Origin of the sequence: Cellulomonas sp. Leaf395 (genome assembly GCF_001424125.1) — a bacterium.
In the GTDB taxonomy this organism is placed as follows: Bacteria; Actinomycetota; Actinomycetes; order Actinomycetales; family Cellulomonadaceae; genus Cellulomonas.
The window spans coordinates 644,776-666,425 of record NZ_LMQI01000002.1 but is presented as its reverse complement, the minus strand read 5'-3'; the positions used below and the strand labels follow the sequence as shown (position 1 = coordinate 666,425).

Annotated in this window: 28 protein-coding genes; 17 read left to right on the top strand and 11 right to left on the bottom strand. The window is 72.3% G+C overall.

The features are described from left to right. The first annotated feature begins 14 nt into the window (after positions 1–14). The 4 genes from rnhA (at position 15) to ASG23_RS07280 (ending at position 2,554) form a co-directional block, all read left to right on the top strand. Positions 15–443: a ribonuclease HI gene (gene rnhA / locus ASG23_RS07295; RefSeq protein WP_056022792.1), complete on the top strand. Its 429-nt coding sequence runs from the start codon at positions 15–17 to the stop codon at positions 441–443. An 18-nt stretch (positions 444–461) separates the two neighbouring features. Beyond that, positions 462–1,337, top strand: coding sequence for an oxygenase MpaB family protein (locus ASG23_RS07290; protein WP_056022275.1), 876 nt, complete (start codon positions 462–464; stop codon positions 1,335–1,337). After that, positions 1,334–2,068 carry a glutamine amidotransferase gene (locus ASG23_RS07285; RefSeq protein WP_056022272.1) on the top strand — a complete coding sequence of 245 codons (735 nt, stop codon included), beginning with the start codon at positions 1,334–1,336 and terminating at the stop codon, positions 2,066–2,068. Before ASG23_RS07290 ends, ASG23_RS07285 begins: the two co-directional genes overlap by 4 nt. A gap of 123 nt (positions 2,069–2,191) precedes the next feature. Next, a complete protein-coding gene (locus tag ASG23_RS07280) occupies positions 2,192–2,554 on the top strand; it encodes an AMIN-like domain-containing (lipo)protein (RefSeq protein WP_056022268.1) in 363 nt (120 codons plus the stop codon). An 11-nt stretch (positions 2,555–2,565) separates the two neighbouring features. On the opposite strand, the gene ASG23_RS07275 is transcribed toward ASG23_RS07280, so the two are convergent. Further along, on the bottom strand, positions 2,566–3,453 hold the full coding sequence (locus ASG23_RS07275; protein ID WP_056022265.1) for a hypothetical protein: 888 nt from the start codon (positions 3,451–3,453) through the stop codon (positions 2,566–2,568). Between the two features lie 35 nt (positions 3,454–3,488). Between ASG23_RS07275 and ASG23_RS07270 the strand changes: the two genes are divergently transcribed. The 3 genes from ASG23_RS07270 to ASG23_RS07260 all read left to right on the top strand — a co-directional run bounded on the left by ASG23_RS07270 (position 3,489) and on the right by ASG23_RS07260 (position 5,870). Next, positions 3,489–3,875 carry a DUF1304 domain-containing protein gene (locus ASG23_RS07270; RefSeq protein WP_056022262.1) on the top strand — a complete coding sequence of 129 codons (387 nt, stop codon included), beginning with the start codon at positions 3,489–3,491 and terminating at the stop codon, positions 3,873–3,875. A gap of 74 nt (positions 3,876–3,949) precedes the next feature. Continuing rightward, on the top strand, positions 3,950–4,504 hold the full coding sequence (locus ASG23_RS07265; protein WP_082515973.1) for an RNA polymerase sigma factor: 555 nt from the start codon (positions 3,950–3,952) through the stop codon (positions 4,502–4,504). Beyond that, a complete protein-coding gene (locus ASG23_RS07260) occupies positions 4,494–5,870 on the top strand; it encodes a hypothetical protein (protein WP_056022256.1) in 1,377 nt (458 codons plus the stop codon). The genes ASG23_RS07265 and ASG23_RS07260 overlap by 11 nt, the downstream gene beginning before the upstream one ends. On the opposite strand, the gene ASG23_RS07255 is transcribed toward ASG23_RS07260, so the two are convergent. Next, positions 5,855–6,913 (bottom strand): heparan-alpha-glucosaminide N-acetyltransferase domain-containing protein, encoded by a 1,059-nt coding sequence (locus ASG23_RS07255; protein ID WP_082515928.1) that lies wholly within the window; start codon positions 6,911–6,913, stop codon positions 5,855–5,857. The two genes, ASG23_RS07260 and ASG23_RS07255, sit on opposite strands and share 16 nt — an antisense overlap. Positions 6,914–7,014: 101 nt before the next feature. Between ASG23_RS07255 and ASG23_RS07250 the strand changes: the two genes are divergently transcribed. Genes ASG23_RS07250 through ASG23_RS07230 form a run of 5 tightly spaced genes read left to right on the top strand, consistent with a single transcriptional unit; the run spans position 7,015 to position 11,492 of the window. Next, the gene (locus ASG23_RS07250) at positions 7,015–7,836 is read left to right on the top strand and encodes a methyltransferase domain-containing protein (protein WP_056022250.1); all 822 of its coding nucleotides are present in this window, start codon (positions 7,015–7,017) and stop codon (positions 7,834–7,836) included. A gap of 24 nt (positions 7,837–7,860) precedes the next feature. Further along, complete coding sequence (locus ASG23_RS07245) at positions 7,861–8,646, top strand: fumarylacetoacetate hydrolase family protein (protein ID WP_056022247.1); 786 nt, start codon at positions 7,861–7,863, stop codon at positions 8,644–8,646. 51 nt (positions 8,647–8,697) lie between these two features. After that, positions 8,698–9,240, top strand: coding sequence for a dTDP-4-dehydrorhamnose 3,5-epimerase family protein (locus ASG23_RS07240; RefSeq protein ID WP_235520924.1), 543 nt, complete (start codon positions 8,698–8,700; stop codon positions 9,238–9,240). Between the two features lie 24 nt (positions 9,241–9,264). After that, positions 9,265–10,764, top strand: a complete 1,500-nt coding sequence (gene gltX / locus ASG23_RS07235) for a glutamate--tRNA ligase (RefSeq protein ID WP_056022239.1) — start codon at positions 9,265–9,267, stop codon at positions 10,762–10,764. Then, a complete protein-coding gene (locus ASG23_RS07230) occupies positions 10,764–11,492 on the top strand; it encodes an HAD family hydrolase (RefSeq protein ID WP_056022237.1) in 729 nt (242 codons plus the stop codon). Before gltX ends, ASG23_RS07230 begins: the two co-directional genes overlap by 1 nt. Here ASG23_RS07230 and ASG23_RS07225 read toward each other — a convergent pair. Genes ASG23_RS07225 through ASG23_RS07200 form a run of 6 tightly spaced genes read right to left on the bottom strand, consistent with a single transcriptional unit; the run spans position 11,489 to position 16,574 of the window. Next, positions 11,489–12,235: a class I SAM-dependent methyltransferase gene (locus ASG23_RS07225; protein WP_056022235.1), complete on the bottom strand. Its 747-nt coding sequence runs from the start codon at positions 12,233–12,235 to the stop codon at positions 11,489–11,491. The genes ASG23_RS07230 and ASG23_RS07225 overlap by 4 nt on opposite strands. Before the next feature lie 28 nt (positions 12,236–12,263). Beyond that, positions 12,264–13,067 carry a histidinol-phosphatase gene (gene hisN / locus ASG23_RS07220; protein ID WP_056022233.1) on the bottom strand — a complete coding sequence of 268 codons (804 nt, stop codon included), beginning with the start codon at positions 13,065–13,067 and terminating at the stop codon, positions 12,264–12,266. A 31-nt stretch (positions 13,068–13,098) separates the two neighbouring features. Next, positions 13,099–14,178, bottom strand: coding sequence for a ribosome small subunit-dependent GTPase A (gene rsgA / locus ASG23_RS07215; protein ID WP_056022228.1), 1,080 nt, complete (start codon positions 14,176–14,178; stop codon positions 13,099–13,101). Further along, positions 14,178–15,461, bottom strand: a complete 1,284-nt coding sequence (aroA, locus tag ASG23_RS07210) for a 3-phosphoshikimate 1-carboxyvinyltransferase (protein ID WP_056022225.1) — start codon at positions 15,459–15,461, stop codon at positions 14,178–14,180. Before aroA ends, rsgA begins: the two co-directional genes overlap by 1 nt. A gap of 43 nt (positions 15,462–15,504) precedes the next feature. Further along, positions 15,505–16,017: a hypothetical protein gene (locus ASG23_RS07205; protein WP_056022223.1), complete on the bottom strand. Its 513-nt coding sequence runs from the start codon at positions 16,015–16,017 to the stop codon at positions 15,505–15,507. A gap of 11 nt (positions 16,018–16,028) precedes the next feature. Then, a complete protein-coding gene (locus tag ASG23_RS07200; protein ID WP_056022221.1) occupies positions 16,029–16,574 on the bottom strand; it encodes a ferritin in 546 nt (181 codons plus the stop codon). A gap of 87 nt (positions 16,575–16,661) precedes the next feature. Between ASG23_RS07200 and ASG23_RS07195 the strand changes: the two genes are divergently transcribed. Both ASG23_RS07195 and rsrA read left to right on the top strand, forming a co-directional pair. Beyond that, the gene (locus tag ASG23_RS07195; RefSeq protein ID WP_442856811.1) at positions 16,662–17,477 is read left to right on the top strand and encodes a sigma-70 family RNA polymerase sigma factor; all 816 of its coding nucleotides are present in this window, start codon (positions 16,662–16,664) and stop codon (positions 17,475–17,477) included. Next, positions 17,474–17,761, top strand: coding sequence for a mycothiol system anti-sigma-R factor (gene rsrA / locus ASG23_RS07190; RefSeq protein WP_056022216.1), 288 nt, complete (start codon positions 17,474–17,476; stop codon positions 17,759–17,761). The genes ASG23_RS07195 and rsrA overlap by 4 nt, the downstream gene beginning before the upstream one ends. 87 nt (positions 17,762–17,848) lie before the next feature. Here the strand turns inward: rsrA and ASG23_RS20875 are convergent, their stop codons facing one another. Beyond that, positions 17,849–17,923 (bottom strand): 50S ribosomal protein bL37, encoded by a 75-nt coding sequence (locus tag ASG23_RS20875; protein ID WP_155859599.1) that lies wholly within the window; start codon positions 17,921–17,923, stop codon positions 17,849–17,851. A gap of 119 nt (positions 17,924–18,042) precedes the next feature. Here ASG23_RS20875 and ASG23_RS07185 point away from each other — a divergent pair, with 119 nt between their 5' ends. The 3 genes from ASG23_RS07185 to ASG23_RS07175 all read left to right on the top strand — a co-directional run bounded on the left by ASG23_RS07185 (position 18,043) and on the right by ASG23_RS07175 (position 20,702). Next, entirely contained in the window at positions 18,043–19,131 is a 1,089-nt protein-coding gene (locus tag ASG23_RS07185; RefSeq protein ID WP_056022212.1) for a type IV pilus twitching motility protein PilT, read from the top strand. 141 nt (positions 19,132–19,272) lie between these two features. After that, positions 19,273–20,091, top strand: coding sequence for a DUF4097 family beta strand repeat-containing protein (locus ASG23_RS07180; RefSeq protein WP_056022789.1), 819 nt, complete (start codon positions 19,273–19,275; stop codon positions 20,089–20,091). 2 nt (positions 20,092–20,093) lie between these two features. After that, entirely contained in the window at positions 20,094–20,702 is a 609-nt protein-coding gene (locus ASG23_RS07175) for a PadR family transcriptional regulator (RefSeq protein ID WP_056022785.1), read from the top strand. 13 nt (positions 20,703–20,715) lie between these two features. Here the strand turns inward: ASG23_RS07175 and ASG23_RS07170 are convergent, their stop codons facing one another. Together ASG23_RS07170 and ASG23_RS19830 are read right to left on the bottom strand one after the other, a co-directional pair. Next, a complete protein-coding gene (locus ASG23_RS07170) occupies positions 20,716–21,315 on the bottom strand; it encodes a GDSL-type esterase/lipase family protein (RefSeq protein ID WP_056022209.1) in 600 nt (199 codons plus the stop codon). Between the two features lie 149 nt (positions 21,316–21,464). After that, positions 21,465–21,635 carry a hypothetical protein gene (locus ASG23_RS19830; RefSeq protein ID WP_157465571.1) on the bottom strand — a complete coding sequence of 57 codons (171 nt, stop codon included), beginning with the start codon at positions 21,633–21,635 and terminating at the stop codon, positions 21,465–21,467. Positions 21,636–21,650 lie beyond the last annotated feature (15 nt).

Genomic DNA, 21,650 nt, shown 5'->3' with positions numbered 1-21,650 from the left:
GACCGACGGTGGAGATGTGGACCGACGGGGCCTGCAAGGGCAACCCGGGGATCGGGGGCTGGGGCGCCTGGATGCGGTACGGCGCGCACGAGAGGGAGCTGTTCGGCGGCGAGATCCTCACCACCAACAACCGCATGGAGCTCACCGCCGTCATCGAAGGGCTGCGGGCGCTGACCAAGCCGTGCGACGTCGTCCTGCACGTCGACTCGACCTACGTGATGAACGGTGTCACGAAGTGGGTCGCCGGCTGGAAGCGCAACGGCTGGCGCACGGGCGACAAGAAGCCCGTGAAGAACCAGGAGCTCTGGGAGGCGCTCGACGCCGAGGTCGCCCGGCACACGGTCAAGTGGGTGTGGGTCAAGGGCCACGCGGGGGATCCCGGCAACGAGCGGGCCGACCAGCTGGCCAACCGCGGCGTCGAGCAGGTGCGCGCCCGGGCCTGACGGCCGCAGGATGGGGACGTGAGCACTGTCTCGTCGTTGCGCAACCGTGCCGGCACGTCCCTCTTCCTGCGAGTAGCAGGACCCGACGGGCTGGCCAGCCGCGAGCGGATCCACGGGACGCCGGGACCGCGCTGGTACCCGCCCGGATCCGCCATCCGGACCGTGCACGGCGACGCCTCCATGTTCGTCGGCGGCATGCGCGCCCTGCTCCTGCAGTCCCTGCACCCGGCGGCGATGGCGGCGGTCGCGGCGCACTCGGGCTACCGCGGCGACCCGTGGGGCAGGCTGGCCCGGACGAGCACGTTCATCGCCACGACGACGTTCGCCACCATCGACGACGCGACGGCCGCCATCGACCAGGTCCGCCGGGTGCACGACCGCATCCGCGGCGTCACGCCGGAGGGCATCGAGTACGCCGCGAGCGACTCGACGCTGCTGCGCTGGGTGCACGTCGCCGAGGTCGACAGCTTCCTGCGCGCGCACCGGGTGTACGGGCAACGGCCCCTCGATACCGACGGTGCCGACGAGTACGTCGCGCAGGCGTCCCGCGTGGCCGTCGCGCTCGGGGCGGAGCGGGTACCGGAGTCCACGGCCGAGCTGGCGAAGGCGCTGGAGGAGTTCCGGCCCGTCCTCGGTCCGTCCACGGCGGCGCGGGACGCGGCCGACTTCCTCCTGCACGAGCCGCCGGTGCCGCGCTCGCTGCGGCCGGGTTACACGCTGCTGGCCCGGGCGGCGGTCGCGTCGATGCCGGCGTGGACCTTCGAGATGCTCGGGCTGGAGCGCCCCGGACCGTTCGGTCTCAGCGCCGCCAGGGACGCGGGCGCGGTGGCCACCCGGTCGATCCGGTGGATGCTCGGACCCGACGACGCCAGCCGGGTGGCGGGTGTCGGATGACCTGCTTCCTGCTGCTCAGCTCCCGGGCGGAAGAGATCGCCGCCGACGGGGAGTACGCGGCGTTCCTGAGGTTCGGCGGGCTGCGCGCCGACGAGCTGGAACGGGTCCGCATGGAGCAGGCGTCGTTCCTGCCCGTGTCGCTGGACGACTACGACGGGGTGCTGGTCGGGGGCAGCCCGTACGACGCGAGCACCCCCGAGGACGACAAGTCGCCCGCCCAGCGCCGGGTCGAGGCGGAGATGTCGACGCTCCTCGACGAGATCGTCGCGCGGGACCTGCCCTTTCTCGGCGCCTGCTACGGCGTCGGCACGCTCGGGGTGCACCAGGGCGCAGTGATCGACCGCACGTACGCCGAGCCGATCGGCGCCGTCACGATCACGCTGACGGAGGCCGGCCGGCGCGACCCGTTGCTCGCGGACCTGCCGGAGTCGTTCGACGCGTTCGTCGGGCACAAGGAGGCGTGCAGCGTGCTGCCACCGGACGCCGTCCTGCTCGCGTCGTCGCCGACATGCCCCGTGCAGATGTTCCGGGTGCGCGAGAACCTCTACGCCACCCAGTTCCACCCCGAGCTCGACCTCCCGGGCATCATCACGCGCATCGGCGTTTACCGGGACTACGGCTACTTCCAGCCGAAGGAGCACGACGAGGTGGTCGCCGGGGTGCGCAGCGCCGACGTGTGGGCGCCCCCGCGCATCCTGGAGGCGTTCGTGCGTCGGTACCGCCGGGATTGAGCAGGCGCCCTAACTTGGCGACGAGAGGACCGGTGGGTCGCTCGCAGGTGGAGGGCCGATGACAGCTCGGTGCCGGTACACGATCGGCATGGTCGCCGTCAGCGGGTCCCTGCTGCTCTCGTCGTGCGCGGGCGAGGATCCAGAGACACCCTCGTCCGGCTCGCCGACGAGCTCGCCCGCCCCGACGGTCGCGACGAGCACCGTGACGACACCCGTCCCACCACGCTCGACATCGCGGGCGACGGCACCCTCCAGGTGGTCCTGCTCGGGGTCCGGCTGCCGTACGAGACCGGCATCGAGGAGTGGAACGGCACGAACCCGGTCCTCACGCCGGACTACGCCGCGCTGCGTGAGGTGAACGTGCGCGGCCAGTTCGAGGGGCAGGAGCTCGCGTTCCTCGGCGTCGACGCGACCGACCGCCCGGTCCGGGTGTTCGGACTGACGGACCCGACGCGCGTGGTCGTGGACATCCAGCACGGAGGCTGAGGGCTGGGCCGTCAGGACGTGAGGACGGCCGGGCGCAGCACCCGCTCGCACACCTCCACCAGCCGCGCGCGCAGAAGGTTCCCGCGCTCGGCGAACCCGCGCTGCCGCGCGACGTACTCGGCCTTGCCCTCGGGCGTCTCGATGGTGACGGGGTCGAGGCCGTAGGACGTCACGTCGTACGGGGACGCCTGCATGTCGAGCGTCCGGATGTCGCGGGCGAGCTCGAAGCAGTCGAGGAGCAGGTCGCCGGGGACGGCGGGGCCCAGCTTGGTGGCCCACTTGTAGACGTCCATCCCGGCGTGCAGGCAGCCGGGCTGCTCCATCGCCGTCATCGAGCCGCGCGTCGGTCGCAGCGTGTTGAGCTCCACCGCGTCGGGCGTGAAGAACCGGTACGCGTCGAAGTGCGTGCAGCGGATCTTGTGGGTCTCGACGACGGCGTCGGTGCCGTCCGGTCCGAGCCGCAGGGGGAGCGGATGCCGGTGCTCGTCGGTCTCCCGGTAGACCATCGCCCACTCGTGCAGTCCGAAGCAGCCGGTCAGTGCGGGGCGGCCGAGGGTCGCGCTCAGCAGGCCGTGGATGAACCGCAGGGCGTCGCCGCGGTCTGCGAGGAAGGCGTCGACGTCGAGCGTCACGGTGCCATCAGCGGTCCGGTACCAGCGCCACTCCGTGTGCGGGGCGGGGGTGTCCAGCGCCACCCCGACGCCCGGGTGCCAGCGGCGCAGCGCGGCGGGCGTCACCGGGTAGTACTCGAACAGGAAGTCCTCGATCGCGTGCTTCTGCTGCCGCGACCGGCGCTCGCGTCGGCCGGCGGTGAAGGCGTCAGCGCGTTCCGCGTGCGCGGCGGCGAGCGACTGCCAGGTCGCGACGTCGAGCACGGGAGAAGGAGCGGTGACGGTCACGCCTCCAGGGTAGGCGAGGCTGACAGACTGCCCTCGTGGTCATCCTCGCGTCGGTCTTCGCCGTCCTCGCAGCCCTGCTGCACGTCCTCTTCTTCGCCTACGAGTCGCTGTTGTTCGAACGCCCCGAGGTGCACGCCCGGTTCCGGACACGCACCGAGGACGTCCCCGCGGTGAAGCCGTGGGCCTACAACCAGGGCTTCTACAACCTGTTCCTCGCGGTCGGTGCGCTGGTCGGCGTCGTCCTCGCGCTCGCGGGGCAGGAGGCGGTCGGTCTCGCGCTCGTCCTGCTGGCGTGCGGGTCGATGCTCGCGGCCGCCGTCGTGCTCGTCACGACCGACCGCGCGATGGCACGTGCGGCCGCGACGCAGGGCACCTTCCCGCTGCTCGCGGTCGTGTTCTCGGTGGTCGCCCTCCTCGCCTAGACCACCTCACCCCAACGCCGCGACGGGTGACAGGCGTTATGGGTTCAGGACGTCGAGGTCGAAGGGTGCGTGCCGTGAGCAGACGGTGGGAAGTCCTGCTTGAGCAGGTCGCCCGTGAGCGCTACCAGCGCCTCGTCGCCCACGCCACGCTCGTGTCGGCCTCGCCGTCGGACGCCCAGGACCTGGTGCAGGAGTCGTTGATCGCCGCGTTCTCCGGGCGCGCACGGTTCGGCTCGGTCGAGCAGGCCGAGGCGTACGTCCGTCGGGCCATCGCGTCGCGGGCGATCGACGCGGGCCGACGCAGGACGCGCGAGGCTCGGCTGCTGGCCCGAGCGGCCGCGCAGACCCCGGGGGTCGTCGTCCAGGACGACCGGCTCCCCGGCGCGGACGTCGTCCGCGCGCTCGCCGCGCTCAGCCCGCGGGAACGCGCGTGCGTGGTGCTGCGGCAGATGGAGGACCTGTCCGTCGCGGAGACCGCCTCCGCCCTCGGTCTGTCCGAGGGTGCGGTCAAGCGGTACACGTCCGACGGGCTCACGCGACTGAACGCGCAGCTCGGGACCACGACGGACACCGGTGAACGGATCGCGGTACGGACGCTGAACCCGACGGAGGTGCGCCATGAGCGATGAGCTGCACGCCCTGCTGGCCCGGGCGTCGAACGAGATCGAGGTCTCCGCCCCGGCGCTGGAGGGCGGCCGTCTGGGCGTCGTCCGGTCCGAGGTCCGTCGTCGCCGGATCGTCCGACGGGCGGCGGAGTCGTTCGCCGGCGTCGGGGTGGTCGGCGTGCTCGGGGTCGGCTTGTGGTTCGGGCTGGACCCGTGGGCGCCGGAGCCCGTGGCGCCCGTCGTCACGCCGACCATCGCCCCGACCCCGACACCGACGACCCCGACACCGACGACACCGACCCGGGACGCGGCACCGACGGGACCGGTGACGCGGGAGGAGTCGATCGACGACGCCACGGTGCTCGCGCGGCTCGGCGCCCCGCGCACCGGTGAGGTGTGGCACGCGCCGACCCTGGTGCCGGACGTCCCTGCGCTGCGACGCGTCGACGGTGAACCCGCCCCCGCGTACCTCGTCGGGACGCGCGGCGAGGCGTCGATCTACCTCACCGCGTGGGAGCTCGGTGACGAGTGGCACGTCGACGGCCTGTTCGAGGTGGGGCCACAGGGTGCGCGCCTGATCGCGTGCCCGAGCGCCCGGACGGCCGACGCGTGCGCCGACGAGGTGAACTACCAGCCGCCCCCGGGCGTGGTGCGGGACGTGGACACGTTCTACGACACGCTCACCCTGCCCGCGACGGTCGACCTGGGCGACGGCTTCACCGTGACCACCACGAACACCGCTCAGACGCCCGTGCTCGGGTTCAGGCTCTACGGCGACGCCGCCCCGATCGTGGACGGGGACGTCGAGCAGCGCGTGCTGCGGGACCTCGGCCCGGTCGCCGTCGTCGCCCAGGTGGCGGAGTCGCCCGTCACCGGGCTGACCAACCTCACCTACGGGTTCACCACACCGTTCGGGACGTTCGTGCGGCTCGACCCGAGCGACGTGCCCGGAGGCGAGTTCGCCGCCATCTCGTGGGACGACGGCGTCGTCCGCACGACGGAGGGCTCACCCCCCGTGTCGACCGTGGCACCGGGATCGCCCGCCTGCCGCTGGACCTCGTACTCCCAGGAGAGTGCCCACGTCCCCGGCGACTGGCGGCCGGCGGGCACGACGCCGAGCGGTCATCGGGTCTACGTGCCGGTCGCGGGCGGGAACTCGATGTCGCGAGAGCTGCGCGCGTGGCACGAGGAGAACTCGTCGACGCTCGCGCCCGAGGGTGTGCAGGGCGACGAGTACGGCACGGTGCACGGCGCCGCTGCCGGCTACCCGTACACGACCGACGAGGCCTTCCTCCAGGCGAATGCACTCTTCGCGATGCAGGGGCCGGCGGGCGAGTGGCTGCTCGGGATGAGGTCCGACGCCGCCAACATCGTCTACGAGTGCGCGTGACCGGCGGTGTCGGACACGGGCGGCGGCGTCGGCAGCTCGTCGGGGGCGATGTCCGCGGCCTTCGTCGACACCCGGTGCAGCACCCACTCGAACGGCCCGCGCCCGACGGAGACCACCCAGAGCCAGCACAGCCCGATCGTCGTGAGGATGAACGCGAGCCACACCTCGACGGTCGCGTCGTAGACGACGCCCTTCCCGAGGCTCGCGATGACCACGATGTGCAGGGTGTAGGCGGTCAGCGCGAGCGACCCGACGGCCGCCAGCGGTGCGAGCGGTCGTGGCCACCGGTCGGCCACGGCGAGGCATCCGGCGATCACCAGCAGCGCGACGCCGACGTTGCCGGCGACCTCGAACGTGGTCGACGAGTGGGGCTCCGTGGTCGCCAGCGCGGCGGGCCAGCCGAGCACGTGCAGCGCGACCCAGGAGCCACCGTGCCCCAGGATCACGAGCCCGACGCCGGCCAGCGCGCCGAGGCCGCGCAGCCGGGTGGATCGCAGGTCGCTGCGGCCGATCGCGAGCCCGACCAGGAGGTAGGCCGTCCAGACGATCGCCGGGTAGTAGTGGCCGACCGTGATCTCGGTGAGCACCGTCGGTCGCGCGCCCTCGAGAGCGGCCGCGATGCCCTGACCCACAGGGGGACCGGCGACGGCGACGATCCCCGCGGCGGTGAGGAGTGCCGCCCGCGACCAGCGCAGGGCGATGCACCCGAGCGCGAACAGCAGCCCGTACGTCGGCAGGATCACGACGACCGGCGTCGCCAGGATCACGAGGAGCTCCCCGAGGGCGAACAGGAGCAGCGCCCGGACCAGGATGCGCACGCGCGCCTGGACGAGCCGGGTGCCCGTCACGGGGTTCGCGCTGCCGGACAGCAGCGCCAGCGACAGACCGGCCAGGACCACGAACAATGCCGCCGGCCGACCGTCCGCCAGCTGCGCGAAGCCGCCCGGAGGGATCGGACCGCGGTCGTCGGGACCGACGTGCGCGGTCATCATGCCGAGCACGGCGAGGCCCCGGGCGACGTCGATCCCCACAATGCGGCGCATGGTCGGATGCTAGCGAGCCGCGGGACCGGCGTGATCTCGCATGTCGAAACGGTTCGTCCCGTTTATTGAACTAACGGCCTCTCGGATGATTACAGTTCGATGTGAACTCCCCGACGCACCCCGACGTGTACACCCACGGACACCACGAGTCGGTGCTGCGCTCGCACCGCTGGCGCACCGCCGAGAACTCCGCGGCCTACCTGCTGCCGGCCCTGGTCCCGGGGACCCGGCTGCTCGACGTGGGCTGCGGTCCGGGCTCGGTGACGATCGACCTGGCGGCCCGCCTCGAGCCCGGTGAGGTCGTCGGCGTCGACACCTCGGCCGCCGTCGTGGAGATCGCGCAGAAGGCCGCCGCCGACGCGGGTGCGGACAACGTGACGTTCCAGGTGGCCGACGCCTACCAGCTTCCTTTCGACGACGACGCGTTCGACGTCGTGCACGCCCACCAGGTGCTCCAGCACCTCACGGACCCGATCGCGGCCCTGCGCGAGATGCGCCGCGTCACGCGGCCGGGCGGCGTGGTCGCGCTGCGCGACGCCGACTACTCGGGCATGACCTGGTACCCGCAGTCCGACGGGCTGGACGAGTGGCTCGCGCTGTACCACGAGGTCACGCAGGCCAACGACGCCGACGCGAACGCCGGCCGCAAGCTGCTGTCGTGGGTGCGCGAGGCGGGCTTCGAGCCGAACGGCATCGTGCCCAGCGCCGGCGTCTGGTGCTACGCCACTCCCGAGGACCGCGCCTGGTGGGCGGGGCTGTGGGCGGACCGCTCGGTCGCGTCGAACTTCGCCGCGCAGGCCATCGCGCACGGTCTCGCCGACGAGGTCGGGCTCGAGCTGCTGGCGGACGCGTGGCGCGAGTGGGGCAAGCAGCCCGACGGCTGGTTCGCGGTGCTGCACGGCGAGGTGCTGGCTCGCGCCTGAACTGGGCTCAACTACGCTTCGACCGTGCGCATCGCGAGATTCACCACCGGGGGAGACCCCCGCTACGCCCTGGTCGACGGAGCTCCCGGTTCCGAGGAGCTGGTGGTCATCACCGGTGACCCGCTCTACACGCCGGTCCAGCCGACGGGCGAGCAGATCCGTCTGGACGACGACAGCGTCCGCCTGCTGGCGCCGGTCATCCCGCGCTCCAAGATCATCGGCGTCGGCCGCAACTACGCCGCGCACGCTGCCGAGATGGGCAACGAGCTTCCGCCCGCGCCGCTGCTGTTCCTCAAGCCGAACACGTCCGTCATCGGCCCGGACGACCCGATCGTGCTGCCCGACTGGACAGAGCACGTCGAGCACGAGGCCGAGCTGGCCATCGTGATCGGCAAGGTCACCAAGGACGTCCCGCCGGACCGCGCCCTCGACTACGTGTTCGGGTACACCGTCGCCAACGACGTCACCGCACGCGACGCCCAGCGGGCCGACGCCCAGTGGACCCGCGCGAAGGGCTTCGACGGCTCCTGCCCGGTCGGGCCGTGGATCGTGCCGGGGCTCGACGTCGACGACCTGTACGTCCGCGCTCGCGTGAACGGCCAGACGAAGCAGGACGGCCGCACGTCGCAGATGATCTTCGACTCGGCGTACCTCGTCTCGTACGTGTCCGAGGTGTTCACGCTGCTGCCCGGCGACCTCATCCTCACGGGCACCCCCGCAGGGGTGAGCCCGATCGTGGACCGGGACGTCGTGGAGGTCGAGGTCGAGGACATCGGGACTCTGCGCAACCCCGTCCTGCGCCGCCACTGACCCCCTGTCCACCCGAACGAAAGTAGATCCGTGCAACTCGGCGATGTCACTGTGGAGACCACCCCCATCGACGGCCTGCTCGTCATCCGACTGAAGCAGGTCGAGGAGCCGCGGGGCGCCGTGCGCGAGTTCTACCGAGCCTCCGTGTGGGAGCACGACGAGCTCCGGTCGCGGGTCGACGGCCCGTGGGCGCAGGTCAACATCACCGAGAGCCGACGCGGTGCGATCCGCGGTCTGCACGGCGAGGCGATGAACAAGCTGGTCGGCATCGTCTCCGGGCAGGCGCTGGGCGCGTACCTCGACGCCCGGGAGGGCTCGCCGACCTACGGCGCGGTCCACACGGTGCCGCTGGTGAAGGGCACGCAGGTGTTCGTGCCGAAGGGTGTCTGCAACGGCTTCCAGTCGGTGTCCGAGGAGACGCAGTACCTCTACTGCTTCGACACCGAGTGGCGTCCCGGGATGCCCGGCGTCGCCTACAACCCGCTGAGCCCGGACCTCGGCATCGAGTGGCCCGTCCCCGTGGACGTCGACGACCCGGCGCAGGTCTCGGTCAAGGACCGCAGCGCCGCCGTCTGGACCGCGGCCAAGGGCTGATCGCGCGCCAGTAACCTGGAGCCCGTGACCTCCTCTGCTGCGGGCCCTGCTGTTCGCGTTCGCTTCTGCCCCTCGCCCACCGGCACGCCGCACGTCGGCCTGATCCGGACCGCCCTGTTCAACTGGGCGTACGCGCGCCACACGGGCGGAACGTTCGTCTTCCGCATCGAGGACACGGACGCGGCGCGCGACTCGCAGGAGTCCTACCTCCAGCTGCTCGACGCGCTGCGCTGGCTGGGCCTGGACTGGGACGAGGGCGTCGAGGTGGGCGGCCCGCACGAGCCCTACCGGCAGTCGCAGCGGATGGACCTCTACGCGGACGTGGTGCGTCGCCTGGTCGAGGGCGGGCACGCGTACGAGTCGTTCTCCAGCCCGGAGGAGATCGAGGCCCGCCACAAGGCCGCCGGCCGGGACCCGAAGCTGGGCTACGACGGCGTCGACCGGGCGCTGACCGACGAGCAGAAGGCGGCGTTCCGCGCCGAGGGCCGCGAGCCGGTCCTGCGCCTGCGGATGCCGGACGAGGACCTCACGTTCACGGACCTGGTGCGCGGCGAGGTGACGTTCAAGGCCGGCTCGGTGCCGGACTTCGTCATCGTGCGCGCCAACGGTCAGCCTCTGTACACGCTGGTCAACCCGGTGGACGACGCCCTCATGGGGATCACGCACGTGCTTCGGGGCGAGGACCTGCTCTCGTCCACCCCCCGGCAGATCGCGCTCTACCGGGCGCTCTCCGCGATCGGCGTCGGCTCGGGCGAGCCCGTGTTCGGGCACCTGCCGTCCGTGCTCGGCGAGGGCAACAAGAAGCTCTCCAAGCGGGACCCCGAGTCCAACCTCTTCCTGCACCGGGACAACGGGTTCACGCCCGAGGGCCTGCTCAACTACCTCGCGCTGCTCGGCTGGTCGATCGGTCCGGACCGGGACATCTTCTCGATGGCGGAGATGACGGCCGCGTTCGACGCGGCCGACGTCAACCCGAACCCGGCGCGCTTCGACGTGAAGAAGGCCGAGGCGATCAACTCGGCCCACATCCGGCTGCTGGCGCCCGAGGACTTCCGGGACCGGCTGGTCCCGTACCTGCACCGCGGGGGCCTGGTCCCCACCGACTCGTACGCGGACCTCGAGCCGGCCCACCGCGCGCTCCTCGACGCGGGCGCGCCGCTGATCCAGGAGCGCATCACGCTGCTGGGTGAGGCGGTCGGCATGCTCGGCTTCCTGTTCGTCGCGGACGACGCGCTCGAGGTCGCCGACGACGCCCGAGGTGCGCTGCGCGAGGAGTCCGGGTCGGTCCTCGACGCCGCTTCCGCCGCCCTGGGAGGGCTGTCCGACTTCACGACGGCTGCGACGCAGGAGGCGCTCCAGGCCGCGCTCGTGGAGGGCCTCGGGATCAAGCCGCGGTTCGCGTTCACCCCGCTGCGGGTCGCCCTGAGCGGCCGCCGCATCTCGCCGCCGCTCTTCGAGTCGATGGAGATCCTGGGCAAGGAGTCCACCCTCGCGCGGATCGCCGCCCTGCGCGCGTCCCTGTGATGCGCGTCGACGGCGTCCTCTTCGACATCGACGACACCCTCGTCGACACCCGCGGTGCGTTCGGCCACGCGCTGTCCGACGTCGCCGCTCGGTACCTGCCGGACCTCCCGAGGGAGCGCCACCCGGAGCTCGTGACGGTCTGGCGTGCGGACGTCGGCGGCCACTACGCCGCCTACACGCGCGGGGAGGTCGGCTTCGTCGAGCAACGGATGACGCGCGCCAACGAGCTGCACGAGCAGTTCGGCGGGCAGGCGCTGGACGCCGACGCGTTCGCGGTCTGGGACGAGTCGTTCCAGGAGGCGTTCGCGGAGGCGTGGGCGGCCCACCCGGAGGTCGACGCGGTCGTCGACAAGCTCCTCGCGGCCGGTCTTGCGGTCGGCGCACTGTCCAACGCGTCGGTCGCGCTGCAGGCCACCAAGCTCGAGCGGGTGTCCCTGCTCGACCGCGTGCCGATGCTCGTGGGCGTCGACACCCTCGGGTTCGGCAAGCCCGATCCGCGGGTGTTCCTCGAGGCGTGCCGGCGGCTGGGCACGGCTCCCGAGCGCACCGCGTACGTGGGCGACGAGCTGGACGTCGACGCCGTCGCCGCCCGTGCGGCGGGGCTGCTCGGCGTCTGGGTGGACCGGCCCGGCGCGCGCCGGCTGCCCGTGACGGATGCGGAGATCGCGGCAGCCGACGTCGTGGTCATCGACTCCCTGGACCAGCTCCCGGAGACCCTGGGTCTCTAGCCCTCGCGGAGCCGCGCCCGGTAGCACTCCGTCCGGTACGGCACGTCGACCCACTCCCGCCCGCGCAGGTCGGGGTGGGTGTCGACGAGCTGGTCGATCTCGTCGAGCAGCGCGTCGCGCTCGTCGGGCGGCAGCAGGATCAGGTGACTGCGGCTCGCTGCGAGCGTGCGCAGGTCGGCAGTCCGCAGGCGCTGCGCCCAGCGGAACATGGCGTGCTCGGGCGCGGTGAACACGTCGCCGAGCTCGGGATCGCGGTAGCTCGTCTCCAGGCTGTCGCCCCGGTGCACGATCTCCGTCCACCGTGCGACCCAGTCGGTCGCCTGGTCGCGCACGTTCCAGAGCGCGGCGACCTGGCCGCCGGGACGCAGGACACGGGCGATCTCGGCGGAGGCGGCCGGCGGATCGACCCAGTGCCACGCCTGCGCGATGGTGACGGCGTCGACCGACGCGTCCGGCAGGCCGGTGCGCTCGGCGGTCCCGGGGAACGCCTCGACGGCCGGCAGGACGGCGGCCAGCTCGGCGCGCATCGCGTCCGACGGCTCCACCGCTACCACGTGCCAGCCGAGCGCGGCGAGGCGCTCCGTGAGCTTGCCCGTCCCGGCGGCCAGGTCGAGGACGTCACGAGCCTGCGCGGGCACCGACCAGCGGACGGCGTCGTCGGGATAGCTCGGGCGGGTGGCCTGGTAGAGCGCCGCGGCACGGTCGAACGAGGCGGCGCGGTCGTCACGGTCGTCGGTGCTCATGGCACCGATCGTGCCGCGGTCCGGGCCGTCACGCCTCGGGGAGCGGGTCCAGGTACTCCAGGGCGGCCTGGTGCAGCTTTCCGTTGGACACCAGCGCCGACCCGCCGAACGGGCCTGGCACCCCCCGGATCGACGTGAACGTCCCACCGGCCTCCGTGACGATGGGCACCAGCGCCGCCATGTCGTGCAGCGCGAGCTCCGGTTCCGCGGACAGGTCCACGGCGCCCTCCGCGACCAGCACGTGCGACCAGAAGTCGCCGTACGCCCGGGTGCGCCACGTGCGACGGGTGAGGCCGAGGAAGGCGTCCAGCTGCCCGCGCTCCTCCCAGCCGCTCAGCGACGAGTACGACAGCGAGGCGTCCTCCAGGCGGTCGACCCCGGACACGTGCAGCTGGCTCGCGGCGGCGAGCGACTTGCCGGTCCACGCGCCTGAGCCCTGCGCCGCCCACCACCGCCGGCCGAGCGCGGGGGCGCTGACCACGCCCAGAACCACCTGGTCGCCGTCCAGCAGCCCGATGAGCGTGGCCCACACGGGCACGCCACGGACGAAGTTCTTGGTCCCGTCGATCGGGTCGATGACCCAGCGGCGCGGCCCGTGGCCGGTGTCGCCCATCTCCTCGCCGTGCACCGCGTCGCGCGGTCGCGCCCGGGACAGCTGACCGCGCACGATCTCCTCCGCCGTCCTGTCGGCGTCGGACACGGGGGTCAGGTCGGGCTTGGTCTCCACGCGCAGGTCCTGCGACTTGAACCGGGACATGGTCAACCCGTCGACCTGGTCCGCGATCACGTGGGCGAGGCGCAGGTCGTCGTCGTACCCGGGGCGCAGACTCATGCCCGACACCGTAGTGGTTCGAGTTCGCACGTCAGGGACGTGCGGGCTCCCGGTTGTCCGGTTCGCCGCTGCCGAGCCGGCTGGCCAGGAGGCGGCGGAAGGACTCGATCCGCGCCGCCCGCGCCGCTCGGGTCACGTCGTCGGGGGACGCCTCGACCCACTCGTCGAGGGCGCAGTCCGGGGCGTCGTCGGCGTGCGTGCAGCCGCGCGGGCACTCCTCGGCGACCGCGGCGAGGTCCGCGAAGGCACCCAGGAGGTGCTGCGGGTCGACGTGCGCGAGCCCGAATGACCGCACGCCCGGGGTGTCGATGACCCAGGTGGGCCTGGCGGTGCCCGGTACGCGCAGCGCGACCGCGGAGCTCGACGTGTGCCGCCCGCGGCCGGTCACGTCGTTGACGACGCCCACCGCGCGGTACGTGCCGGGCACGAGCGCGTTCACGAGCGTCGACTTGCCGACGCCCGAGTGCCCGACCAGAACCGACGTCTTGCCCTCCAGCGCGGCCCGCACGTCGTCGAGCCCGCGGATGATCCTGCCTCCCACCGACTTCTCGGCGCTGGTGACCACGACCTCCACGCCGATCGGCGCATACATCCCGACGAGCTCTGCCGGGTCCGCCAGGTCCGCCTTCGTCAGCGCCAGCAGCGCGTCCATGCGGGCGTCGTAGGCGGCGGCGACGCACCGGTCGATCATGCGGGTGCGCGGCTCCGGGTCGGCCAGGGCGGTCACGATCACCAGCTGGTCGGCGTTCGCGACGATGATCCGCTCGACCGGGTCCGTGTCGTCGGCCGTCCGCCGCAGGACGGTCCGGCGCTCGCCGATCCGCACGATCCGCGACAGGGAGCCCTCGTCGCCGGACGTGTCGCCGACGATGTCCACGCGGTCGCCCGGGACGACGCGGTCACGGCCCAGCTCGCGAGCCTTCATCGCGATGCCGACGCGCTCGTCGGGACCGTCCGGGTCGACGAGGATCGCGTAGCGGCCTCGGTCCACGGCCGTGACCAGCGCGGTCTCGGCGTCGGCGTGCTCCGGGCGCTGCTTGGTCCGGGGGCGCGAGCCACGACCAGGACGGATGCGGACGTCCCGCTCGTCGTAGCGCCGTGCCTGTGCCATCAGGCCAGCACGGCCGATCCGGCCAGCATGCCGCCCCAGAGCCCCACGAAGTCCGGGATCGTCTTGGCGGTCGTCTCGACGTCCTCCACGTCCACCCCCGGCACCCGCAACCCGACGAGCGCGCCCGCGGTGGCCATCCGGTGGTCTTCGTACGTGTGCCAGGTGCCTCCGGTCAGCGGCCGCGGCGTGATGACCAGCCCGTCCGACGTCTGCTCCGCCTGCCCACCCAGCCGGGTGATCTCCGCGGCCAGCGCGGCGAGCCGGTCGGTCTCGTGGCCGCGCAGGTGCGCGATGCCGCGCAGCCGGGTGGGGGAGTCCGCCAGAGCCGCCACGGCGGCGATCGTCGGCGCGATCTCCCCGGCGGCGTGCAGGTCCAGGTCGACCCCGTGCACGGCCCCGGTCCCGGTCACGCTCAGCACGTCACCGTCCAGCCGCGTGGTGGCGCCCATGCGCTCGAGGATCCCGGGCAGGAGGCCACCGGGCTGCGTCGTGCTCGTGGGCCAGCCGGGCACGCGGACCGTGCCGCCGGCGACCAGCGCCGCGCACAGGAACGGCGCCGCGTTGGAGAGGTCGGGCTCGACGCGCACGTCCCGACCGGCGATCGGGCCCGGTGCCACCTGCCAGATCGCGGGCCGGGAGTCGTCGACCTCGACGCCCGCCTCCCGCAGCAGGGCGACCGTCATCTCGATGTGCGGCAGGCTCGGCAGCGTCCGCCCGGTGTGCCGCAGCATCAGCCCACGCTCGAACCGCGCCGCGGCGAGCAGCAGACCCGACACGAACTGGCTCGACGCCGACGCGTCGACGTCGACCTGACCGCCGCGCACGGACCCACGGCCGTGCACCGTGAACGGCAGGTGCCCGGGCTCGCCGTGCTCCTCGACACGCACACCGAGGGTGCGCAGCGCCGTGAGCACGGGACCCATCGGCCGGGCCAGGGCAGAGTCGTCCCCGTCGAACCGGACGGGTCCGTCCGCGATCGCGGCAACCGCGGGCAGGAAACGCATGACGGTCCCGGCAAGACCGCAGTGGACGCTCGTCGCGCCCTGGACCGGCCCCGGCGTGACCACCCAGTCGCTGCCGTCCTCGTCGATCCGCGCGCCCAGGCCGGTCAGCGCAGCCGCCATCAGACGGGTGTCACGGGAGCGCAGCGCACCGCGGAGGCGGCCCGGAGCGTCCGCGAGCGCGGCAAGGACGAGGTACCGGTTGGTCAGGGACTTCGATCCGGGTACGTCCACGAGCGCGTCGAGCGGGCCACCGGCGAGCGGCGCGGTCCAGAGATCCATGGCACCCAGGTTAGTGGCGGTGCCGACGAGCCCGGCGAACGTCTCAGTCGGAGGCCTTCGCGGCCGCGTGATCGCTGCGAGCCTTCTGGACGCGCCAGCCGATCCCCGGCCTGCCCTCGAGGTCGACGCCCGCGATCAGGGCGCCGCCCGTGAACGCGAGAGCGCGCACGAAGCGGTCGCGGCGGGCCCGACGCAGGATCGGGTCCTCGCCCTTGACGCGCCTGAACGGGAGGTTGACCACGATCAGCGGCGCCGTCAGGAGCGCCAGCGCCAGCGCGGCCGTGCGCGGCGCCTTCCCGAGGGCCATCAGCGCCCCGGCGCCGGCGAGGGCGACGCCGTGCACCTGGACGATGGTCGTGAGCTGGCGGTCGCTGAGCTCGTGGCCCAGCGCCTCACCGGCCGGCCCGTCGCGGACGGGCTCGGGGAGCCGGGCCCGCAGCGTGGTCAGCGCGCCACGGGCATCGGCGGCATGCGCGGCGGGATGCCGGACGACGTCGAGGCCCTCGGTCACGAACCACGAGGCGAACAGGGGACGCGCGAGACGACGCAGCAGCACGGCAGCTCCTCCTACAGGGCGCCACCGGCGGCGGAGGGTGCGTCGGCGGACTCGCCACCGTCACCGATCTGCTCGCGGGCGACATAGTTCTCGAGGTCGAACAGGTTGTCGCCGGCACGCGTGGCGACGGTGAGCAGGGTGGTCGCCGACGCGACCTCCTCCACCTGCTCCTTGAGGAACCACAGCAGGAACTGCTCGCCCAGGGCGTCACCCTCGGCGCGGGCCGCGGCGAAGATGGCTTCGATCTGCGCGGTGACCTGCTTCTCCTGCTGGAGCGCCAGGCCGATCGGCTCGGTGACCTCGGTGAAGTCGTTGCGCACCGAGCTGCCGCCGGGGATGGCGACCGGCAGGTCCCGGTCGAGCAGGTACTGCACGATCATCAGCGCGTGGTTGCGCTCCTCGATCGCCTGGCGGTAGTAGTGCCGCGCGAGCTGGGGGAGGTCCTGCCCGTCGAACCAGACGGCGATCGCCACGTACTGCTGGTGGGCGTCGAACTCGTGGCCGATCTGCTCGCGGAGCAGGCGCAGGAACGTCGAATGGTCGGCAGTGCTCGTCATGCCCGCCACGCTAGTGCCGCTCCGGGTGGATGGCGACGGATGACCACGCTGGGGAATGGCTCGCGGCCCGGTGCCGTTGTGCTGGCCATGAGCTGCACCACCGAGGCGCGACCCGGCACGCCGTCCGTGACGGGTTGGGCGCTCGGTATCCCCGTGGACACTCTTCCGCCTCAGATGCCCGCGCAGATGCAGGTACAGATACCGGCACCAGGGGTGGATGTGGGATGGCCCACGCCGGTCGGTGGTCCCCAGCCTGCGGGACTAGGCTCGACCGCGATGAGCGAGGACACCAACCGCGCGCCAGCGGCCGAGGACGACGCGGCACGGACCGAGAGGTTCGAAGCCGAGGCGCTGGTCTACCTGGACCAGCTGTACGGCGCTGCCCTGCGCATGACGCGCAACCCGGCCGACGCCGAGGACCTGGTGCAGGAGACGTTCGCCAAGGCCTTCGCCGCGTTCCACCAGTACCGCCCGGGCACCAACCTCAAGGCGTGGCTCTACCGCATCCTCACCAACACGTACATCAACTCGTACCGCAAGAAGCAGCGCGAGCCCCAGCAGTCCCGGTCGGAAGAGATCGAGGACTGGCAGCTGGCCCGCGCCGAGTCGCACACGTCGAGAGGCCTTCGGTCTGCCGAGGCCGAGGCGCTCGACCACCTCCCGGACTCCGACATCAAGGACGCGCTGCAGCGTCTCCCGGAGGAGTTCCGGATCGCGGTGTACCTCGCCGACGTCGAGGGCTTCGCGTACAAGGAGATCGCCGAGATCATGGGGACGCCGATCGGGACGGTGATGTCCCGGTTGCACCGCGGCCGTGCGCAGCTGCGCGAGCTGCTGTCCGACTACGCCCGAGGGCGTGGTCTGGTCGGGGTGGCCCCCACCGCACCGGAGGGCGAACGATGAGTGAGCTGCACGACGCAGACCCGCTGACTCCTTCAGCCGGCAGCTGCGGCAACAACTGCGCGGACGCGCTCGACCGGTTGTGGGAGTACCTGGACTCCGAGCTGGGCGCGGTCGACGCCGCGACGGTCCGCGAGCACCTCGCCGAGTGCCAGGGCTGTCTCGAGGAGTACGACGTCGACGTCGTCGTGAAGACGCTGGTGCGTCGGGGCTGCCAGGAGGCTGCTCCGGACGGTCTGCGGCTGAGGATCCACGAGCAGCTGACGGTCATGCGCATCCAGGACTGAGCGCAGACCCTGAGCACATGACGAAGGCCCGGTGCAGCGATCGCTGCTCCGGGCCTTCGTGTCTTTCGGGAACCCTGTCCGGAACGCTCAGGCGTTGGGACGGTTGCCGTGGTTCGCTGCGCTGCCCTTGCGGGAGCGGCGCTTGCGGCCTCGCTTGCTCATGGGATCTTCCTTCGTCGACGTACGGGGGGTCGGCGCCCGTGCTGCTCGCCGGACTCGCTCCATGGTCCCACATATCGCGTGCCCTCAAGTGCGGGGCCTCGGCGTCCGATATCCAGAGCGTGAGCCAGCCGACACAGTCCGTGATCCCGTTCCTGCACGCCCTCGCGAGCACGGGCGGCTCCGACCTGCACTGCAAGGTCGGTGCTGCGCCCCGCGTGCGTGTCGACGGGCGGCTGCGCAAGCTCCAGGTGCCCGACCTCAAGCCGGCGGACACCGAGCGGATGCTCGAGGAGGTCCTGCCCGACGACCTGGTCGACACGTTCCGGGAGCAGCATGAGGCGGACTTCGCCTTCTCGGTCTCCGGTGTCGGTCGGTTCCGCGTCAACGCCTACCAGGCGCGCGGCGCGTACGGCATGGTCTTCCGTCGGGTCGCCGTGGGTGCGCAGTCGCTGGCCGAGCTGTCGCTCCCGGAAGTCATCGGCGAGCTGGCCCTGGAGCCTCGCGGGCTGGTCCTGGTGACCGGGCCCACCGGATCGGGCAAGACGACGACGCTGGCGTCGATGGTCGACCTGATCAACACGCTGCGTGAGGTCAACATCGTCACGATCGAGGACCCGATCGAGATCCTGCACCAGGACAAGAAGTCGATCGTGTCCCAGCGCGAGGTGCGCCAGGACACCGCCGACTTCACGGTCGCCCTGCGTGCCGCGATGCGCCAGGACCCCGACGTGATCATGGTGGGCGAGATGCGCGACGTCGAGACGGTGCGTGCGGCACTGTCCGCCGCCGAGACCGGCCACCTCGTGCTGTCGACGCTGCACACGATCGACGCGGCCGAGACGATCAACCGGATCATCGACTTCTTCCCGCCGCACGAGCAGAAGCAGGTCCGGATCGCGCTGGCGCACTCGCTGCGCGGCATCGTGTCGCAGCGGCTGGTCCGGCTGGCCGACGGGACGGGCCGACGGCCGGCGATCGAGGTCATGGTCAACACGGGCCGGACGCGTGAGGCGATCCTGGACCCGGAGGACGCCCCGCTCCTGATCGACCTGATCAGGGAGGGCGACTTCTACAAGATGCAGACGTTCGACCAGCACCTGTTCCAGCTGGTCCGCGACGACGTCATCACCTACGACGAGGCGCTCGCCGCCTCGACCAGCCCCCACGACCTCACGGTCGAGCTGCGGCAGGCCGGCCTCGTGTCCTGAGACCCGACGAGAAGAGCCCGCGACCGCCCGGTCGCGGGCTCTTCTCGTTCAGGAGACGCGATATGACTCGAGATCTTGCCTCCCGACCGAACGAGATATATCGTGTGGGCGAAACGAGATATATCGCGAATGGAGAGCATCATGGCAAGCGAGTCCTGGGTCGTCGCCGGCCCGCAGATCATCGAGATCGAGGCGATCACCAGCCTGCGCGTCCAGCTTGCCGGCGGGCGCGTCGACGTCGTCGCGCACGACGGGCCCGGCGCCCGGATCGAGGTGCACGCCGTCGACGGGCGCCCCCTGGAGGTCAGCCTCTCCGGAGAGGGCGAGCTCCGGGTGGGCTACCAGTTCACGCTGGGCGGCTGGGACGGGTTCCTGGAGAAGTTCCGCAACTTCAGCGGCAAGGACCGGGCCGACGTCCATCTCGCGGTGCCGCGCGAGGTGCACGCCAAGGTGGGCACCGTGTCGGCCGACGGGCTGCTGGCCGGGATCGAGCAGGACGCGTCGGTGTCCACCGTCTCGGGCACGCTGATCACGGACGGCACCCGCGGACGGCTCGGCGCCAACACGGTCTCCGGCGAGATCGTGGTCCGCGACCACCGTGGCGACCTCAAGCTCAACTCGGTCTCGGGCGAGCTCGCCGCGTCGGGGGAGCTGAGCCTGGTGCAGGCCAACTCGGTCTCGGGCTCGCTGACCTTCGACGTGACCTCCGGGACGTCGAGGGTGACCGCGACGACCGTGTCCGGCGACGTCACGGTCCGGCTGCCGGAGGGCAAGGGCGTGCAGGTCAAGGGCCAGTCGGTGTCGGGTCGGCTCGTCGTGGACGGTGAGGAGTACAAGGGCACGACGCCCGGTCACCGCAAGGTCGACCTGCGCACCGGCGACGGCGCCTGCTTCGTGTCGGCCAGCACGGTCTCCGGGCACGTGACGGTGCTGCGCGGTGCAGGGACCGGGGTCGCGTGATGATGGCGCCCGTCTTCGCGCACGGCCAGCTGCGTCTGTACCTGCTGTCGCTCCTGGAGAGCGGCCCCAAGCACGGCTACGAGCTGATCACCGCGCTGTCGGACCGGTTCGGTGGCACGTACCGCCCGAGCGCGGGCACGGTCTACCCGCGTCTGGCCCGCCTCGAGGAGGAAGGGCTCGTCCAGCGGGTCGACGAGGAGCGCAAGAGCACCTACGCGCTCACGGAAGCCGGCTACGCGGAGCTCCAGGCGCGCCGCGGCGAGCTGAGCCAGCTCGAGGAGGGCATCGCCGAGTCCGTCCGGGCGCGTGCCGCGCAGGTGCGCGAGGACGTCCGCGGGTCGATGCGCGGGCTGCGCGCCGATCTGGCTGCGGCCGCCCAGCAGGCTCGGGCGTCGGCGGTCCCGCACGCCACTGTGCCGCCGGACGACCCGCGCCTGGCATCGCACGTGCGGTACATGGACGCCGAGGCGATGATCCACCGGTTCCGCGACGAGATCCGGGCGGACCTGCGCGGCGCCGACGCAGGCGGACGTGTCGAGCAGCTCACGCTCGACACGCTGCGCACCGTCCTGGACTCGGCTCTGACCGCGGTGCGCGGCACCCTGCGCTGACGCGGGTCTGAGGTCAGGCGCCGTCGTCGGGCAGGCCGAGCCACGCGTGCCAGCCGGTGTGCAGCACCAGCCAGGCCATCAGGCCGTACCCGGCCTGGCCGGGCAGCACCCCGTCGCCGGCCGCGAGGTCGCCCAGCCACTGGTCGTGCGCGGCCAGCGGCGTGTAGGTGTCCACGAACGGCACGCGTCGCCGAGCCGCCACGTCCGCGAACGCGGCGGACAGGTCGGCGAGCTTCTCGCTGTCGGCCGTCGGCCCCGGCGGCGGGCCGACGACGAACGCGGGGATCCGACGCTGGTCCGCGACGTCGAGGATGTTGGCGAGGTTGAGCCGGCTGCGGGCCAGGGAGAGGCCGGCGGCGACGTCGGCGCGGCCGAGGGCGACCACCAGGCGGTTGTCGGTGTCGGGCGACCAGCGGCGCGAGGCCTCGTCGTCCCACCGCGCACCGAGCTCCGTGGTGGTCTCGCCGGGCACCGCGAGCGTCAGGACGGTGAGCGGGTCCGGTGTCGGCGTCCGAGCCGTCACACGGCCTACCCAGCCGAGACCCTTGGGGTCGCCCGCGCCGGCGACGAGCTCGTCACCGACCACCGCCAGTCGCAGCGGCAGCTCTCCCACGCGCGTCACCTCTCGCCGTCCGACCCCGACGAGCCGTCCGGTGACGGCCGTCGCCCACCAGTCTCTCAGGGTGCGGCGACGTCCGCGGGTTCATCGGCGGGCCTGTCGTGGGGGAACGTGTGAAGCGACCGTGTGGTAGGTCCGGTACGTCAGGCGCTGCGGTACGGGTGGCTCGGCAGGCCGGACGCGGTGTCGGACCAGTCGGCGTGGGACGACGGCGGCTCAGCGCTGCCGAGCCCGTCGTGGCGGAGCGTGACGACCAGCCGGGCGACGAGCCAGGCGGCTGCGACGATCACGAGAACGATCCAGAAGGTGGTCATGGCAGAAAGTCTGCG